General features: G+C 39.2%; 15 protein-coding genes. 11 read left to right on the top strand and 4 right to left on the bottom strand.

Translation table 11 applies throughout. From position 1 onward, the window contains the following. The first annotated feature begins 7 nt into the window (after window positions 1–7). The 4 genes from QNI15_RS27855 to QNI15_RS27840 all read left to right on the top strand — a co-directional run bounded on the left by QNI15_RS27855 (window position 8) and on the right by QNI15_RS27840 (window position 6,005). Window positions 8–1,807 (top strand): RagB/SusD family nutrient uptake outer membrane protein, encoded by a 1,800-nt coding sequence (locus QNI15_RS27855; RefSeq protein WP_314001503.1) that lies wholly within the window; start codon window positions 8–10, stop codon window positions 1,805–1,807. 37 nt (window positions 1,808–1,844) lie between these two features. Next, entirely contained in the window at window positions 1,845–3,077 is a 1,233-nt protein-coding gene (locus QNI15_RS27850) for an alkaline phosphatase family protein (RefSeq protein WP_314001505.1), read from the top strand. 17 nt (window positions 3,078–3,094) lie between these two features. Next, complete coding sequence (locus tag QNI15_RS27845; protein ID WP_314001506.1) at window positions 3,095–3,373, top strand: CBU_0592 family membrane protein; 279 nt, start codon at window positions 3,095–3,097, stop codon at window positions 3,371–3,373. Between the two features lie 262 nt (window positions 3,374–3,635). Next, window positions 3,636–6,005: a TonB-dependent receptor gene (locus QNI15_RS27840; RefSeq protein WP_314034909.1), complete on the top strand. Its 2,370-nt coding sequence runs from the start codon at window positions 3,636–3,638 to the stop codon at window positions 6,003–6,005. 169 nt (window positions 6,006–6,174) lie between these two features. On the opposite strand, the gene QNI15_RS27835 is transcribed toward QNI15_RS27840, so the two are convergent. Next, entirely contained in the window at window positions 6,175–6,702 is a 528-nt protein-coding gene (locus tag QNI15_RS27835; RefSeq protein ID WP_314034907.1) for a hypothetical protein, read from the bottom strand. Between the two features lie 146 nt (window positions 6,703–6,848). Then, the gene (locus QNI15_RS27830) at window positions 6,849–7,250 is read right to left on the bottom strand and encodes a hypothetical protein (protein WP_314034905.1); all 402 of its coding nucleotides are present in this window, start codon (window positions 7,248–7,250) and stop codon (window positions 6,849–6,851) included. Between the two features lie 346 nt (window positions 7,251–7,596). On the opposite strand from QNI15_RS27830, the gene QNI15_RS27825 reads away from it, so the two are divergent. From QNI15_RS27825 to QNI15_RS27805, 5 genes are all read left to right on the top strand, one after another. Further along, a complete protein-coding gene (locus tag QNI15_RS27825; RefSeq protein WP_314001511.1) occupies window positions 7,597–8,196 on the top strand; it encodes an RNA polymerase sigma factor in 600 nt (199 codons plus the stop codon). Window positions 8,197–8,457: 261 nt separating this feature from the next. Beyond that, window positions 8,458–9,567 (top strand): FecR family protein, encoded by a 1,110-nt coding sequence (locus tag QNI15_RS27820; protein WP_314034903.1) that lies wholly within the window; start codon window positions 8,458–8,460, stop codon window positions 9,565–9,567. A 251-nt stretch (window positions 9,568–9,818) separates the two neighbouring features. After that, complete coding sequence (locus tag QNI15_RS27815) at window positions 9,819–13,100, top strand: SusC/RagA family TonB-linked outer membrane protein (protein ID WP_314034901.1); 3,282 nt, start codon at window positions 9,819–9,821, stop codon at window positions 13,098–13,100. Window positions 13,101–13,129: 29 nt separating this feature from the next. Beyond that, a complete protein-coding gene (locus QNI15_RS27810; protein ID WP_314034898.1) occupies window positions 13,130–14,812 on the top strand; it encodes a RagB/SusD family nutrient uptake outer membrane protein in 1,683 nt (560 codons plus the stop codon). Window positions 14,813–15,006: 194 nt separating this feature from the next. Beyond that, window positions 15,007–15,843: a DUF5694 domain-containing protein gene (locus QNI15_RS27805; RefSeq protein WP_314034896.1), complete on the top strand. Its 837-nt coding sequence runs from the start codon at window positions 15,007–15,009 to the stop codon at window positions 15,841–15,843. A 72-nt stretch (window positions 15,844–15,915) separates the two neighbouring features. On the opposite strand, the gene QNI15_RS27800 is transcribed toward QNI15_RS27805, so the two are convergent. Continuing rightward, entirely contained in the window at window positions 15,916–16,383 is a 468-nt protein-coding gene (locus tag QNI15_RS27800) for a zinc-ribbon domain containing protein (RefSeq protein WP_314034894.1), read from the bottom strand. Window positions 16,384–16,779: 396 nt separating this feature from the next. On the opposite strand from QNI15_RS27800, the gene QNI15_RS27795 reads away from it, so the two are divergent. Then, the gene (locus QNI15_RS27795) at window positions 16,780–17,343 is read left to right on the top strand and encodes an SMI1/KNR4 family protein (RefSeq protein ID WP_314034892.1); all 564 of its coding nucleotides are present in this window, start codon (window positions 16,780–16,782) and stop codon (window positions 17,341–17,343) included. Continuing rightward, window positions 17,340–17,798, top strand: coding sequence for a hypothetical protein (locus tag QNI15_RS27790; RefSeq protein ID WP_314034890.1), 459 nt, complete (start codon window positions 17,340–17,342; stop codon window positions 17,796–17,798). Before QNI15_RS27795 ends, QNI15_RS27790 begins: the two co-directional genes overlap by 4 nt. A 53-nt stretch (window positions 17,799–17,851) precedes the next feature. Here the strand turns inward: QNI15_RS27790 and QNI15_RS27785 are convergent, their stop codons facing one another. Then, window positions 17,852–18,739: an MBL fold metallo-hydrolase gene (locus tag QNI15_RS27785; RefSeq protein WP_314034888.1), complete on the bottom strand. Its 888-nt coding sequence runs from the start codon at window positions 18,737–18,739 to the stop codon at window positions 17,852–17,854. Window positions 18,740–18,925 lie beyond the last annotated feature (186 nt).

Raw genomic sequence — 18,925 nt, 5'->3', positions numbered from 1 at the left:
TCAAACCATGAAACGAATACATACATATATAATAGGGATGGGTTTAGCAGCACTTAGCTTCTCTGCCTGTAACAATGATTTTCTGGACCGTCAACCCTCAACTTCCATTGGTAGTGATAATTTCTTCAATGGAGAGCAGGATCTTAAGTTGTATATCAATAACATGTACAATTTTCCTGGTTGGGGCATCTATAATGATGACCAATCCACTGACAATGCAGCTACAACAGGAGCAACTGAGATTAAACTGGTGATGGGTGGTAACCCTACTGCATCTGCATTTCCAAATGGCTGGAATTGGGAACAGCTTCGAAGTGTAAACTATTTTCTGGCAAATTTTAGAAAAGCACCCTTATCAGAAGATGTACTGAACCATTATGAAGGATTAGCTCGCTTTTTCAGAGCTCAATTTTATGTAAATAAAGTAAAACGGTATTCTGACGTTCCCTGGTATGATCAGGTGATCAATACCAATGATACCGAACTGCTGATGAAGGAACGAGACCCTCGTTCTCTGGTCGTAGAGAAAATTATGGAAGATTATGCATTTGCAGCAGAACATGTAAACGAAACATCAGAATCTGGTGCTGTTAATCGCTGGATTGTGAAAGCCTATCAGGCAAAGTTTGCCTTATATGAAGGCACCTATCGGAGATATCATTCTGAGTTAGCTCTGGAAAGCACTGCATCACAGTTCCTGCAACTGGCAGCCGATGTATCTAAAAATATTATGGATGGAGGTAAGTTCAGACTCTACACAACCGGAAGCCCGACACAGGATTACATGAATCTGTTTGTTCAGCAAAACCTGAATGGCAATCCTGAAGTACTACTGGCTACCTATAGTGAGAATGGCATCCGTAATAGTGGCTGGAATGAGACTGTATTTGGAAATTATGAAGTGTCTCCTACCAAAGATCTTTTACAGGATTATCTCATGGCAGATGGATCATATTACAGCAGCCAGTCAGGGTATACCACATTTCCGTTTGTCAAAGAATTTGAAAATCGTGACCCACGGTTAAGTCAGACGTATGCGTATCCTGGTTTTAACCTCTTAAACGTAGATACCTACTCGCAGGGAGGTGGTTTGTATGTACAGCAACTGGCTAAAAACTTCACAGGATATCATCAGATCAAAGGATTTGTGAATGATCCAAGTACTGTGGTACAAAACAATCTGGATATTCCGGTATTGCGTTATGCTGAAATACTATTAACCTATGCAGAAGCAAAAGCTGAACTAGGTACCCTGACACAGGGTGATCTGGATCAAAGTATCAATCTGCTACGCAACCGGGTAGGTATGCCTCAACTTTCCCTTACTCCGGCTGTTGATCCGGTACAGGATGCAAAGTATCCAAACACAAGTACAGCACAGCGACCTGTTTTGTTGGAAATCCGCAGAGAACGTCGTATCGAAATGGCACTGGAAGGTTATCGTTACGATGATTTGATGCGTTGGAATGCAGGAAAACTTCTGGAAAAAGAACAGGAAGGGATCTATTTTTCTGGCCTGGGCAAACATGACCTCACAGGCGATGGTGTTCCGGATATTATTTTGCTGAACAACAGTGAATCAATCCCTGCTGTAAAAGAAAAGAATGCATTAGGAAAAGATTTCATCTATTACCGGACTGGATCTATCGGACAGGATGCTGGGGTGTTCCTGAAGAATGGTACTTCAGGAACTGTCCAAACGTCATCGGATAATGGTACATTTCAGGAGCCGAAGTCTTACTATCGTCCAGTTCCCCAGAATCAGGTATTGCTTAATCCTAATCTGAAACAGATCTTTGGCTGGTAAATGAAAGTTATACACTAGAAAAACAAACCTAATGAAAATGAGGAAGAAATATATCCCTATTGTTATGCTGGTCTTTATGGCCAATATAGCAATGGCGCAGAAGAAAAAGGCTGTATTTGTAATAATTGACGGTGTTTCCCGTGACATCCTGGATAAGGTGCCAACGCCTTATCTGCATGAGATTGCCAAAGAAGGAGGCTTGATCAATGCCAACCAAGGTGGTGAACTGAATAGTTACACGCAAACGCCTACTATTTCAGCACCCGGATACACCAATGTGTTAACCGGAGTGTGGTTCAACAAACACAATGTACCTGACAATGACATCAAGGCTCCTAACTATCACTATCCAACCATCTTCCGCTTGTTTGAAAATCAGTATCCTGACAAACAAACAGCCGTATTTTCAAGCTGGGAAGATAACCGAACCAAACTGGTAGGAGAGGGGTTATCTCAGACCAATGGTATCAAGCTGGACTATCACTTTGACGGTCTGGAGCTGGATACGGTAAAGTACCCACATGATAAACAGAGAAAGTTTATGTCTGATATTGATCAGGCTGTTACCGATGAGGCTGCCCGTTATATCAAAGAGAAAGGCCCCGATTTGTCATGGGTATATCTGGAGTTTACGGATGACATGGGACATATGTATGGTGACAGTGAAAAATACAATGATGCCGTAAAAGCTGCTGATAAACGCATTGGCCAACTCTGGGATGCTATCAAACTCAGACAAAAGGAGAATAAAGAAGAATGGGTAATCATGGTGACTACCGATCATGGACGTGACGCCAAAACCGGAAGAAACCACGGCGGTCAATCTGAACGGGAACGTGCTTCCTGGATTGTGACCAATGCAAAGCCATTGAACACCTATGCAAAAGGATCACCTGTGAGTGTAGTGGATATTCTACCAACTCTTGCGCGTTTTCTGGATGTATCCTTGTCTGCTGATGAACTTCGTGAACTGGATGGTGTGCCTCTGGTAGGTAAAGTATCGCTGGTTCAGCCTAAAGCCATCAAAACTGCTAAAGCGCTGGAAGTAAGTTGGAAACCGATAGATACGGAAGGAAAAGTGAAAGTATGGATTACTACCAGCAATGGCTATAAAGAAACTGGGAAGTTTGACACTTATACACTCTTAGGTGAGGTACCAGTAAAAGATGGAAAATTTGCAGTAGATTTGAGCAAGATACCTGCTTCAGACTTTTACAAGGTAGTGCTGGAAGGCAAGTACAACACAGTAAATCGCTGGATCACTAAATAAGAACTTACAGTTATTCTATGCACCAGACCAACCTCAAACTTATCTTTGACATACTCGGTTGGTTTGGTGCATTCCTTTTTCTGATCTCCTATTTTTTACTCATTAGTAAGAGATGGACCTCTACCTCTTATCCTTTCCATCTCTGCAATATTCTGGGTGGCATTTTGGTTGGCGTGAGCGCTATCTATGACATCTCATATCCTTCTGCATTTATTAACATCACCTGGACCCTGATCGCTTTGTATGGTTTATATCAGGATCAGATCAAAAACAGTAGCAGTCGTTTCAGGAAATAAAATAAATTCTGCTATTCTTACAGTTACTGCTCTATTACTTGTTTAAATAGCTGAATTTGATCTGTTTGTGTTTAATTTATATAGGGATCTGATGTTTTCTTCCTCCCATTTTGGGAAATAGTAACTTTCCTCTTCTCGTCAAAGCTGTATCTATACTGCTTCAGAAAAATTTACAAATGCTTGTGTATATGCAAAGCTCTCCCTTACTTTGCTCTGTTTATAATTAATCTAAATAATAATAAGTCTCTAATTTTTCTAGTACATGAGCAAAACAAACCATTACCCATTTTATTATAAAGTAATAGCCAGTCTTTTAATTGTAATTCTGACAATCATTATCACCCTTCAGGCTCAGACCGGAAAGGGCACTATTACAGGTACTATTCGATCTGGTAAAGGAGAGCCTTTATCTGGTATTAATGTTGGATTGGAAGGAACTACACTTGGTGAAGCTACGGATACACAAGGCAAGTTCACAATCCGGAATGTTGAAGAAGGCAGTTATACTCTTGTTGCTTCTGGTGTTGGCTACACGGCCAGTAAACAAAATGTAACAGTGCAGGCTGGCAAAACAACCCGGTTAAGCTTACAGATTGATGAAAGCACTCATCAGTTAAATGAGATTGTTGTTACTGAAACCAATGCCTTTGCGAGAAAAGAGACAGAATATGTAGCTCGGATGCCTTTAAAGAATATGGAGAATCCTCAGGTATATACTGTAGTAACCAAAGACATTATGAAAGAACAGGTAGTTACTGAACGAACTGACATTTACCTGAATGTTCCCGGTGCAGTTCCTAACTTCCTGGCTGGTGGTTCTCAAGGCATGAGTATGAGAGGCTTCGCCTCTACTGTTGGTATGCGTAATGGTATGGTAACCAGTGCCGTTGTTCCTCTCAACCCCATTATCCTTCAACGTCTGGAAGTTCTCAAAGGACCAACAGGAACATTATTTGGCGGAAATCGCAATGTAACCTTTGGAGGCGTCTACAATTATGTTACCAAACAACCTTTCGAAGAATTTGCAGGTGAGGTGAGCTATACAACAGGTAGCTTTAATCTTTCCCGTATAACAGCAGATGTTAATACACCACTTACCAAAGACAAAGCAGTGCTGTTTCGTCTAAATGCCGGCTGGCAGTCAGAAGGCTCTTTTCAGGATCAGGGGTATTCTAAAAACTATACGTTTGCCCCCAGCTTTTCATACCAGGCCAGCAAGCGGTTAAAGTTTCTGGTAGATATGGATTTTACAAGAGGAACATTTACTACCACAGCTATTTCCATCGGATCTTTGAGCAGAGTTACTGCCAGAAGTTTCAAAGACCTACCTCTTCAATATAACCGGTCTTATATTAACGATGGCATTGATATCAACAATGGAATCAATAATATCCAGGCCCGCATAGAGTATAAGATAAGCGACCAATGGACATCCCAGACCAATTACCTGTACTCAGAAGGCTTCTATAAGAACTTCCTGTGGACTACACTAAGCATGCAAACCGATTCTACGTTTCTACGTACAGTACGAAACCAAAAACCGGAAACGTTTGGCAATACACAGTTTCAACAGAACTTCATAGGAGATTTTATGATTGGTTCTTTCCGGAATCGGATTGTTGCAGGGTTTGATTATAACAACAACTACAATAAGTTAAACCGGGTAACCCTAACCTACGATACCGTAAACCTGAACCGGCCATTGCCTAATATCAATGCTGATAAACTGGATGAATTGGCTTATAAGAGAGGATTTACCAGCACGGCTACTCAGACAAACAGCTATGGTTTATATGCATCTGATGTATTTTCAATTTCTTCCCAATTGATGATCATGCTAAGTTTACGTGTCGACAGATTTGCTACAGATGGAACGTATACAGTTACAACTGATCAACGAAGTGGTGCTTACAAACAAACTTCCTTGTCTCCTAAGCTGGGTATTGTTTACCAACCAGTAAAAGATCGGGTTGCTGTATTTGCAAACTATATGAATGGATTTAACAACCTGGCGCCTGTTTTACAACCCGACTCTACCTTACTAATTCTCAAACCTCAGTATGGAAACCAGTTTGAAGGAGGGGTAAAGCTGGATATGGTACAAAACAGACTGAATGCCACAATCAGTTACTATAATATCAGTGTAACGAACTCTACCCGTACCGGAGATGTCAATGGCAGAACGTTTATGTATCAGGATGGCACACAAAGAAGCAAAGGGGTGGAAGTCGAAGTGATTGCCAATCCGGTGAATGGCCTGAACATTATTGCCGGATATGCCTATAATGAAAATGAATATACCAAGTCAGTTGCTTCTTTGGAAGGAAAGTCATTGGTAGCAAGTCCTAAACATGTTGGTAACATATGGGCGAGTTACCATATGACAAAAGGGACTGTACAAGGACTTGGACTGGGTATTGGTGCTAACTATGTAAGTGATGCCTGGCTGGAAGCTACCAATACATTTAAACTTCCTGGCTATACACTTGTTAATGCAACGCTCTTTTATGACCAACCCAGATACCGTCTGGCTATCAAAGCAAACAACCTTCTGGATCAGCAGTACTGGAACTCGAACGGTACACCTCAGAAACCATTTAACATTCTGGCAAACGTTGCCTTCCGCTTCTGATTATACTACTAATTCATTACCCAACAGCCAGTCTAAACTGGCTGTTGGGTAACATACTTTTGTTAGTTCTCTTCCACTGTTTGTTGTTTGAAGTACCAAAATTCTGATTATAGCGAGAAAATGTACTTTACCATTCAACTCGTATGAGTACTTCCAAGGTAAGCTCCTTCTAACGTCGTTTTCGGGTAAGTCTATTTTTCTTCAACTGATAATCCCACTTGGTGTTTACAAATAGTAAAAAATCAGTTGTATAATCTCTTACATTTGAACTCGCAAATAGCAAGAATTCTTTCCCAACCAGATCTGTTAACTTATAGAAAATGGCAAATTCGTGGGCTTCTTTCTGAATGAGACAGTTTAAACTATCCATTTTGGATTTGTAGCTTTCCTCTAGTTCAAGTTGTGCCCTTTTCTGAACAGCCTGAATCTCCTCTTGTAATTTTACCTGCCTTCTATTTTCTGAAGCAGTGTCAGAAGAATCTCTATGCATTCCTCTAGGCATAAGATCATTGGCAAGACGTTGGAGCGTGTCGTCATAGAATGTAGCTTCTTTTCGGATTTGCCTGTTGATAACATATGTTTGAGGATGATACTTTAAGACCGTATCCAGATTGATAACACCTCTTTGCGCAGTTGTTTCAAGAATGGCAAGCATCCATATTCCCGGAACAACAACCAGATAAAAGTAGACTTTCATATACTACCTTTTGTCAGTTTCTGAATCACAGATACCATACTTCTCCTTTATACAACTCAATAGCTCTGCTGTATAATCTTTCATAGGTTTCTGACAATATAATACTGCATTGGCTGGAACAAGAACAATCAGTTGATGATGGCTGATTAATAAACATGCTTCTTCTTTAATCGTTGATTCTGGATATGACGAAAGAACTTCTCATAAAGTGTTATAGAATCAGATCGTTGTGCCTCTAGTGTATGTACACAATGCTGAATATATTCCAGATCTTCATGCAGCATATCCCAAGCCTTTTTAGTAGGGCAAAACCCAGGATTCTCCAGTCGATTCATAATTTCCTCAAACTGACAGAGTAAGGTATCTAAAGGATAATTGTATTGATTGTATACGGCTGTCAACTTCTCATTAAAATAAGCAGGTCGGGGACAGTAATATTCAATTGTATCTGGCTCATAAGTCCCAATTTGCCCATAGATAGTTCCCTCTGTTGCACAACTTAGATACAACCATATGAAAAATGATAATCTGGTTAAAAATGAATTCATGCTTGAAACAGCGCTTTTTCTAAAGGTAAAAAATGTCTGTTTGTATAGTAGGAATTTAATATACTTTAACAAAAGTAGTTAGTTTGATTTCAATTTAAATAGCTTTTGGTTCTTAGAAAGATACTATACTGTTTCAGCACTTATCTTTTATGAAAATTCATTTTTGAATGTGGGATCTGCACCTTTTATCTAAATTTTAGATAGAATAAGTGTAATGAGAACAATTATTTTATCGAGAAAATATTTGTTAATAATAGGATTTATCAGAAAAAATATTGCATTGTAGTGTTCAATAGTTTAATTTTATCTTTTGGATATTTTTCTGGCCTGTCTGTGTGAAAAATATATGTCTACGCAACCTGAATATTTTTCCAACGAAGATCACATTTACTGGATGCAGTTTCGACAGGGCGATGCAACGGCCTTGGGAGCATTAGCTCAAAAATACTATTCTACCCTTTTTCATTATGCAACGCGTTTCTCCAAGGATTCTGCGTTTATCGAAGATTGTATACAGGATGTATTACTTCGGTTATGGGATCGACGTATGTATTTGAGAGAAACTCCTTCCGTAAAGTTTTATCTGTTGAAAGCCCTGCGACATCAATTGGTTAAGTCTCTTCAGAAAAAGTCATTGGAGAACTATTCATTGGATGAAGAACAGCTAAATAATAATGAAGAGTCTCTTGAAAGCCAGATTATCTCTCAGGAAGATTGGCAATCAACCTCTCTTTTACTGCAAACTCATATTTCAGGACTTTCCAAACGTCAACAGGAAGCTTTGTACCTGCGCTATTATGAGAATCTTAGTTACGAAGAAATCGGACAGATGATGGGAATTGCTCCTCAATCAGTTGCTAATTTGTTACAGTATTCTCTCAAAAAACTTCGTGATTGCTGGCCTGTTATGTTGTGGGCTACCTTCTGTTATCTTATAGAATTTTAAGATAATCTAACCGAAAGATTTAGTTTATTAAATTCTTTTTATCATAACTACACATAGGCACGTATGTGTAGCTTTCCTGTTTTGTATCCAGAATGCTCACCATATCTTATGTTGGATCGGGCATAACGTCTGACGACATCCAGAAATCTGGTGCTATATCTTCTGCATTAAAAAAAAATAAAAAATTTTTTTCAATACATGAGTATAAACCTTCACATAAAGGATAATCGTAATAGATAGTACACAAAGTTGGCCTTTTTTATGAAGGATTATAAATTTTATAAGGAAGAAGATTTTATCGAAGATGAAGATTTTCGATCCTGGGTATACTTTACTACTCCAGAGAAGGAATCTTTCTGGCAGGAGTGGATAAATCTGAATCCAGAGCAACAGGAAACGATAACAACAGCTCGCCAATGGCTGCTGGATATTCGGGGAGAGCAATTACCCCTGCCAGAAAAATATGTGCATACTAAAGTAACACAGTTGCTGGATGCTATAGAACAACGTTCCGAGCAGGATTCAAAACCTGTCAGACAGATAGGTAAAACTTGGTGGATTGCTGCAGCTTCTGCTATATTTCTCATTGGAGTAAGTGTGTGGTTATATCTATATGAATCCGGAAATAGGCAGCAACCTATACTAGGAACATTATTTGACGCAATACATACTTTTGATCGTCAGGAAGAACGTGTTGTTATTAACACTGAGAAAAGGCCTAAGGTAATCATTCTAAGTGATAGCAGTCGTGTTACACTTTATCCTGATAGCCGTCTGGTTTATCGTACTCTATTTGATGAAAAGAAAAGAGAAGTTAAATTAAGTGGAGAAGCCTTTTTTGAGATTACCAAAGATCCTAACAAGCCTTTTCTGGTATATGCCAATGAAGTGGTTACAAAAGTACTTGGGACTAGTTTTCATATTAAAGCTCATGAAAACGATAAACTGGTAATTGTTAGTGTCCATACTGGAAAAGTATCTGTCTTTCAAAATACAACTACTCCTATAAACTTGCCAGAAGGGAAAACGGCTGCATTGTTATTAAAACCCAATCAGCAGGCTACTTTTTTCAGAAAAGAAGCTCGTCTGATACGTACACTCATTGACAAGCCTATGATTCTGGATTCACTGGTATTGCCTCCAAACTTTACATTTAAACATACTCCTATTGCAAAGGTGTTTTCTACATTAGAAAAAGCATATCATGTAACGATTGTCTATGATAAAGACAAGATGGCAACCTGTACCTTAACAGCTCGCCTCAGTGATGAATCATTGTATCAGAAACTGGATTGGATATGTGCAGGAACTAATTCTACATATCAGATTGTAGACGGACAAATAGTGGTTCAAAGCCAAGGTTGTCAGTAACTAGTTGGTAATAGTTATTTTATAGATTAACCATAAAATCAATCAACACTTTACCTGTCATTATCTCACTTATTTAATCACAAAGACTGCCTATGATGTAAGCCTACCGTTTCTACACTAAAAACCGCTGATGCTACCAACATCAGCGGCCATCAATTTGCCCGTCCGATGTCGCCAAACAATCGTCCTTTTTAAGGATGACGGGATTCTTTTTGCCAATTCTTAAGAACTAACAAAATGCACGAAAAATTATGAAAAACAAACGACACTTATGTGATTCCGTCTTAAAAATTATGCAAATCAGTATTTTACATGTCTTTACAATTGTTGCCTTTGCTGGAATTGCATTGGCTAGTGAAGGTCAGGGACAGAATCTGCTGGATCGACGTATTACGATGAACAGTCAGAATGAGAAAATGGAAAAGATACTGGATCAACTGGAACAAGTAGCAGGTGTACGCTTTCTATATAGTCCGGAGTTGATTCAGGCAGACCGCAAGGTAACTGTAAAAGCCCGTAATGAAAAACTGATGGATGTACTCGATCATATGCTTACACCGTTACAGCTTTCTTATCGGCTATCAGGACAACAGATTATTATTAAGCCAGTAGAAGAGGGTGGTTCTTCTGAAAGCCGTTCTGCTATAGAGGAAAATAGTGAAAGTGTTGCCGTTACGATATCAGGTACAGTTACAGAAACAGATAAGGGTGATCCTTTACCAGGGGTAAGTGTAAGTGTAAAAGGTTCTACAACAGGTACGGTGACCAATGCTGATGGGAAGTATACATTAAATGTTGCCGATGGTAATGTAACACTGGTATTTAGCTTTATCGGATACCTGACAGAAGAAGTAGCTGCTGGTGGACGTACAACAGTTGACATCTCTCTTAGTCCGGATATTACCTCTCTGAACGAAGTAGTCGTAGTGGGATACGGTACACAGGAAAAGAGAGAATTAACTAGTTCAGTAGTGACAGTAACAAGCAAGAACTTTGTTCCGGGAGCTTTTAACAGTCCACTACAAATGATTGATGGTAAAGTGCCTGGTGTAGTTCTATCTACACCTGCGGCGGCTGACCCTAATGCAAGCCCTGATATTCAGGTGCGTGGTGCTTCCTCTCTTGAAGCAGGTAATGGCCCTCTGATTATTATAGACGGAATGCCTGGTGGTAATCTGCGTAACATAGCCCAACAGGATATTGAGTCTATTACCGTGTTAAAAGATGGTGGCGCTGCTGCTATTTATGGTTCACGTGGTGCTAATGGGGTAATTCTGGTGACGACTAAAAGAGGTAAAGCTGGTAAAGTCTCTGTGAGTTATGACAGTTTTATTGATCATGATGTAGTAGCTGTCAAACCAGATATACTTTCTCCAGAAGAGTTTATTGAAAAAGGAAGGGATCAGGATCGTGGTGCTCGTACCAATTGGTATGATGCCTTGATCAGAAAGAACAACTTTGGACAAAACCATTCTCTTTCTATAGGTGGAGGTAGTGAAAACTCAGTATTTCGTATTTCTGGTAACTATCGTACTAAGTCAGGGATTGATATTGCGTCTGATCGTAAAGAGTATGGTATACGTGCTAACTTTCAGCAAAAAGCATTAGATAATTTGTTAGAAATCAATGGAAACTTCTCTTATCGCGTAGCCAACGAGGAGTATACCAACTATGACGTTTTCCAACAAGCTGTCAAGTTAAATCCAACTTTGCCTATCATGGATACACTTAATCCGATGCGATTTCTCCGTTTGAATGGATTTAATACCTTTAACCCGGTACAAAATCTGAAAACACGAGAGAATGGTGCGGATCAAACTTATTCTATTGTAGATTTTACAGCGATCTTGAAGCCATTCAAAAGCTTCAATACACAATTAAAACTGGCTCGTCAGGCTCAGGATGAAGATCGGCGTGAGTACTATACTTCTCAATCTGTCGAATCTATAGATAATAAACGGACAGGAAGAGCAAGACTACAAAATCAGAAATGGACAGACTGGACACTAGAGTGGACAGGAAACTATTTTGCGAACTTTGGTTTGCATGACATAAAAGTATTGGGTGGATATTCCTATCAGGAATTTAACAGAAAGCTGTTCTGGGCAGAAAATGCTAATTTTCCATCCGATGCATTTGGATATAATAATCTGGATGGAGGTAAATGGAATCTGGTAGAAGGTCGTTTAGGAATGGACTCAGAGAGAAGCAAAGAAAAAGTTATTGCATTCTTTGGTAGAGTGAACTATGATTTTAATGATACTTACCTATTCTCTGGAACATTACGTTATGAAGGGAATACAAAGTTTGGTGCCAATAACAAATGGGGGCTTTTCCCTGCTGCCTCTGCTGCCTGGCGTCTTTCTAAATTGCCTTTTATCCAAAGCATTCCAGCTATCAATGATCTGAAGGTACGTGCTTCGTATGGAGTTACTGGTCGATCTGGCTTTCCACGGTATTCTGCACTAGCAAAGTATACGGGTTTTGGTCGCTGGCAAAATGATGCAGGTGAATGGATTCAAGTATATGGTCCTCAAAATAACCCTAATTTCGATTTGCGTTGGGAGAGACAAAGCTCATACAATGTAGGAATTGACTTTACCTTGTTCAACAATCGCTTAAGTGGTAACTTGGATGCGTTTATTCGTAAAGCTACAGACGTTATATCTAACTATGATACTCCTGTTCCTCCCTATCTACATGATCAGATATTTACAAACGTAGGCTCTACCAGTGCCAGAGGTATAGAATTGGGTATTACCTGGAATGCAGTAAAAACAGATAACTTCAACTATACTACCAATTTGACAGCTTTCTACATTAAGTCAAAGTTGGATAAGTTTTCTAATGGAACCTTCGTCAAAGGATTCATGGACCGATATGATTTACCTTCGCCTGGTAATCCTGGACGTGCTCAACGACTAGAAGATGGAACTGAAGTAGGAAGTTTTTATGGCTACAAATATGCTGGTGTGAATGAAACGGGTGATATCCTCATCTGGAAAAATGGAAAGCCTGGAACAGAAGCTATTTTATCTTCTGAAGGTACATCAACAGACAAGACCTATCTAGGACATGGGGCTCCTCATTATGAACTAACCTGGGGTAATACGTTAACTTATAAAGGATTTGATTTGACCTTGTATTTCCGTGGACGTTTTGACTACAAAATTCTCAACTTATATCAGATGTACTATGGCCTTGTAAAGGAAGAAGGTGTCAATCTGCTTAAAGATGCCTATGGCCGTAATGGACAGATTAAATCTGGTAAAGTTATGACAGATTACTTCCTGGAAAAAGGTGACTTCTTTAAACTGGATAACATAACATTGGGCTGGTCTCCAAAGATCCAGAGTAAGTACCTGAACCAGTTTCGTATCTATGCTACTATCCGTAATGTATTTACGCTAACTAAATATACAGGTCTTGATCCGACTACTGTGTCGATTGCAGGCCTGGAACCAGGTATTGGTTCTCTCAATGTATACCCGGTTACTCGTAATTTCTCATTGGGTGCACAAGTTACTTTCTAAAACGACCTAACTTTAAAAATACGAACAATATGCATAAACGTATTCTTCTTTGTGTGTTTTTGCTGCTGGCTGGCGCAGCCCCTTCCTGTACCAATCTGGATGAGGAAGTATTTGATACACTGACAACAGACATTTATTATCAGGATAAAAACTCTGTTATTGCTGCTCTGGTTCGCCCTTATGAACATGGACACTGGGTAGGCTGGGATGGAGACCGCTGGATTCTACAGGAATTGACCGCCGATCATTTTGTATGGACACAAAAAGGAAAACATGGATATGATGGTGGCGACTGGATACGGTTGCATGGACACAACTGGAATGCTGATGACGATCATATATATAGAAGTTGGGTCGGTCCATTCCAGGGAATAGGACAATGTAATGTGTTTTTACAGGACTTTAAAGGTCTTGATTACAGTAAGTTAGACTTAACGGATGCAGATAAAGCTCAGCATCTGGCAGAATTACGCACTCTCAGAGCCTGGTTTTATTTGTTTCTGATTGACTTTTTCCGTAGCATTCCTATTGTAGAAGATAATGTAACCCTGAAACCACAATCTACTCCGCAGGAGGTATTTGCATTCATTGAAAAAGAATTAAAAGAATCACTTCCTGGACTACCTCTGAATGGACGTGCAGGAAGATGGGATCAAGGTGGTGCTGCCTCCTTATTGGTACGCCTATACATGAATGCAGAGAAGTGGACAGGAACAGCCCGCTTTACCGATGCCGCTCAGATAGCTCAGGAAATCATTGATGGAAAGTATGGTAACTACAGCATTGACCCTGATTACAAAGGACCTTTCCGTTCAGGTATTAAAGGATATCGTTCTCCAGAAAATATCATGGAGTTTCCTCATGCTAAAAACATCTACGAATTTGGATGGATGTATAATGCAATGATGCACTACCAGACTCGTTATGCATTGGACAATGACTGGGGTGGATGGAATGGTATTCATCTTACACCTTCTCGTGATCTTACAGGAAGTCTATACAACCATAAACTGGGTATGCCTTACGAAAAGTATGCAGATGGCGACAAACGTAAACAGCCTTTCCATACCACTGGAACCGGAGGAGAATATGAAGGGTTCTTTCTGATTGGTCAGTTATACGAGTTTAATAAAGACCAGAAATTTGGGTATGATAGCACTAAAATGGTTAATGGGACCGAGGAATGGAATAGTAAGCCTCTCCGATTTGTAGACCAAGTTGGTCGCTTCTCAGAAGGAGCTGCTGGGCTTACCAAAGGATCGCATGTAAATACAGGTGAGGAAAATTCAGGTGTACGAATGTTGAAATTCCCTTGGTTGCCTCTTTCTGAAAATCTGTTTCATTTTAACTCTGCTACTGAAATTCGCCTTGCAGAAATTTACTATTCATTGGCAGAATGCAAATACCGTAACGGAGATAAAGCTGCAGCAGCGAAGCTACTGGATGCCGTACGTAAGCGTAACTTCGAGCCAAGTGCATGGCCTGCCCAAAGTTACGAAGCGAATCTGACCAAACTCACAGATGATGAATTTGTAGATGAGTTGGGTCGGGAGTTTTTGGGTGAACGCCACCGCAGAACAGATTTGGTTCGCTGGAATCGTTTTGGTGAAGAGTGGTGGGATAAACCTAAAGATCCTAAGGATCTGTCTTTCTTCCCAATACCAAACCGGGCTCTAAACGCCAATCCATTGCTAAAACCTAATGATCAATAACACCAATTTTTTGAGTAAGTAATCTTAGTACTCTAGGGGTTAATTAAAAGTAAAAGCGTCTTCTTTATTGGAAGGCGCTTTTTTTTATGAATTTACATCAAGTCTGTCTACTTCTTTCAAAAATAAGATAGTAACAGGTTAATATATTTGGATAATTTTTTATCTTCCTTTCAACTTTCCATTACTTCCTTACAATGAAATCTTTCTTTGTTCCGATTAGTTACTTCTTGCCTTTATGCTTTCTACCTGTTTTTGCTTCTGCTCAAACTAACACAAATAAGATAAAGGTGTATCTTTTAGGTACGTTCCATTTTGGTAAAACCTCCGACAAACACTCTACCTCCTTTCCTGACTTAAATTCTCCCAAACGTCAGAAGGAACTGGATCAGATTGCTGACGCAATCAATCGGGCCGGGATATCCAAAATTTTTGTAGAGCGCTCCTATTTTCTGCAAACAGCCTTAGATTCATTAGGTGAACTCTACATAAACAATAAACCAATGGATAGCCTGGAGAAACGAAACGAGATTTATCAGGTCGCCTATCGGGCCAAGCGTAAAAACAGGGCAATTCAGGTAGTTGCTACCGATCGAAAGATGGAATTACCATATGCAGATCTGGATGAATATGAATCCATGAATCCGGATAGTAAGTTTGGCGGGGCATTTTTCAAAGAATCCTATATCGTAAAGCAGAAAAGACTAAAACTGAATGAGTCAACACTACAGGAGTACTACCTAAGTATCAATAGCGAAGCAAGTCGAAAATCAAGCCAGGCCGATTTTCTTCATTATGCTCTTTCGTATGGTGATAAATCTGATTTTACAGGAACGAAGTTTACCACCAGTTGGTATGAACGTAATCTGATCATATTTACCAATATTTTACGTCACTTGGATCCAAAGACAGACACTAGCATTTTGGTATTATATGGCTCATCCCATACAGCAGTGCTTCGTCAATTTTTCGAAAATCATGACCGGTTTCAGATTGTAGAGCTAGATAAACTTTTCGGAGATACACTTAAATAAGCTTAGCCTCATACTGCATAATTCGGCTATGAAAGTACAAGCTGACCTGAAAGTTAGCCAAAGGGAATGCCATCAGGACGCGGATATGTTCCCTTTCTCTATCTGCTTGATTTCATTTATCCAGCTATCTAAGTTGATGTACTCCAGACTATCTCTTTGCCTTAGCTTTTTACCGCGTGTCAGGTGGTATTTGGCTTTTTCATAATTACCTTGTGTCAGATACAAGGCTACAACTTCCTTAAGTTTGTCAATATCCAGATAATCTAAGTTGTTTAGTAACTGCGAGATACGATCTTTTTGTTTCTTTGTATACTGACATTTAGGGCAGTATACTCTTGTTGCCTGTACCCAGAAATTCAAGTGATCATACCAGTACTCTTGTTCGGATTTAGTAAAGACAAAGGTTTCTTTACATACTCTGCATTCTTTTTCCTTATCAAAGTAAGCAAAATGTGGGGGAGCGTGACAAAACAACTGTTTCGTTGGATCTCCTTTGATTGCTTTTCCGTTTTGTAGACATTCGTCACAGGCCCAATCCATACTATCAGATTGTGTTGAATCCCAATAGTAATTACCAAGCACCTCACCTTTACTACTTTGTATTTTATTTGGGTAATTTCGAATTAAGTGCCGAAGTTGTTCTGAAAAAATACGACATTCAGTAATATGCCTGCTTTGTTGACAAGAGGGGCATTGTAGTATTGACCTTGATCTGTTCATTATCGCTATATATAAATACTAATTAGGAAGAATAGATAAAATTACAAACAAGGCATGAATAAGAATATTTACTCTAATTAGAAAATGAGAATAGATATAATATATACAAAAAAGACTTTTGAACTCCCTTCCATACATTCATAAAGCGTATTCAAACATAATGAATTGATCACTCAAAAATTTTTATCCTACTATCAAACTAATGTAATTGCATCTATGTCCCAATCAAAAAGAAGGCCTTCCAAAATCAAAGAAACATATCCCAAAGGACATTATAAGTACATGGGATTTCTGATTGAGTATAAACAGGACAGTGGGATGGGAAATTTTCCGCCTTGCCCAAAAAGTAAACTAAACGGGCTTGAAGCTCAACTTGGCATTACTCTTCCGCTTAGCTATCGGGAGTTATATTTAATACTCGGATGCCAATGGGCATTTAATATTATGGGTGTAAATGATTACAGATTTCCTGAGTTTGAACAGATGAGAACCTATGCAGAATCCTATTTTGAAGTATGTGAGCAGGATAGTGAGATCAAATCAGATCTGGTTTTTACGGATAACTTGTTCGTGTTTTCCGTTTTTAAACAAAACGGCTTTTTTAACTTCTTTTATCTGGATGAAGGTGAGAACCCTGCTATATATGAATATGAAGGAGGAAATGGATATTATAAGATAGCAGAAGACATGGCAGACTTTATTATTAATAAGGTAGGCTGGTATGAGGGATATCTTATTGGAAAGAGATGGGAAGAAGAGAAAAATAAGAAAAGAATATGAATTCGCTAGACAACTCTTGGTGGTATAAAAAACACAAGGAATACATTTCAGTTAGTTCTTTTGAACGAAAGTTACTAATTGAACACATTGAACATCAGTCCAATTTAAAGAAGAATAGATATACTGACTCAAAGCTAGTATTCAACTGGAATCTTGCTCAGGAAAAATATGCATTCTTTTTTGACTATCAGGGTGGAGATGATGAGATAGCCACGTGGTTACTAAATAGTCGGTTCGTAGAATCAAAATCTGTACTTATGGACATTGATCATAAACTTGTGATTGAAGTAGAAACAATGTACTATATCCGTAACTGGTATGATTTCTATGCAGCTACAGCTTTTATGGGTCAACTCCTCTGTAATGGGACTTTCAATCTGGTGATGGAACTTAAAGAAGATGATGGAATGCTATTTAGCAATTTTGAAATTAAGACTTCTAGTGCTTGTATATAGCTATAAACCGTTCTTGGTGCTTAGCATCACCCATTTACATTATAGGATCTCTGTTAAGGTAAGTCAATACTACTCCCTACACCTGCATACAGATAGTTTTTTCCAAACTGTTGCTGTAAAGCTGAAAAGGTTACTTCACCAGTACAATGTCCGGGGGCAATATGTTTTATCTTCCATTTCTCAAGCAGTGACTGGGCTAACCGATTGGCTTCTTTCTCATCTGCATTTACCATATGTAAACCACCAATCACTGCATGTACAGGCTTCTCAGGTATACCTGCTGAGGCAAGGATAGTTTCGATTCCCGGATGTGAACATCCTACCAATAACACCTGCCCTTGTGGGGTATCAATAGCTAAGGAAAGTTCGGGAGTTTCGCTGAAAAGTTTGGTTTGTGAAATGTTACGTACCAGTCGAATGCCCGGCATCAGTTCTGTGACACTGTCAACTCTGACCAGGTTTGCCGACTTCCATGGGCTACCATGTGGTATTTGTTTAGGAACCTTGCCTTTAAAATAACGCATGTGAACTGGCAGGCTGTCCACAGGTCGCCGGAAGAACGCGGGAGGAGTAGGCCCTCCGAAGTATTCATCATTAGGAGTATAAATCTTAACTTTTGGATTTATTTTTAATAAATAATGCAAGCCATCTGTATGATCTCCATGACGATGCGAAATAACTACCAGGTCGAGCCGTTTTAGATCCACATTCAGTGCTTTTACATTGTAAGCAAACGATTCTGCATCGTTGCCTGTGTCAAAAAGAATGCGTTTACCATTGTATTCAACGAGGGCCGCAAATCCCCAGTCCTGTTTAAGTGCATCAGATTTGCCAAATGCATCAACCAGAATAGTAACACGGTTTTTAGTCTGTCCCCAACCTATACCACATACTAGTATCAGAAAAAAAGTATACACATAGATTTTGTATAACTGTCTCATAAGCAGTAGGTTTTTATAAAGATAGTGAGTGGTGATACTAAGTAAAATTGCTAAAAGTTCTGACTGCTGGACAAATATTAATCAGGTAGGTTTAGGTTTAGTTGTGATGCCTACATTTAAAAATAGCCATTGCAGCAAAAGTACTACTTTCTGAGAGTGTATACACAGTAGACTATATCCTTTCCT

Origin of the sequence: Xanthocytophaga flava (assembly GCF_030068545.1) — a bacterium.
Taxonomy (GTDB): Bacteria; Bacteroidota; Bacteroidia; order Cytophagales; family 172606-1; genus Xanthocytophaga; species Xanthocytophaga flava.
This window is presented reverse-complemented; position numbering and strand designations above follow the sequence as displayed.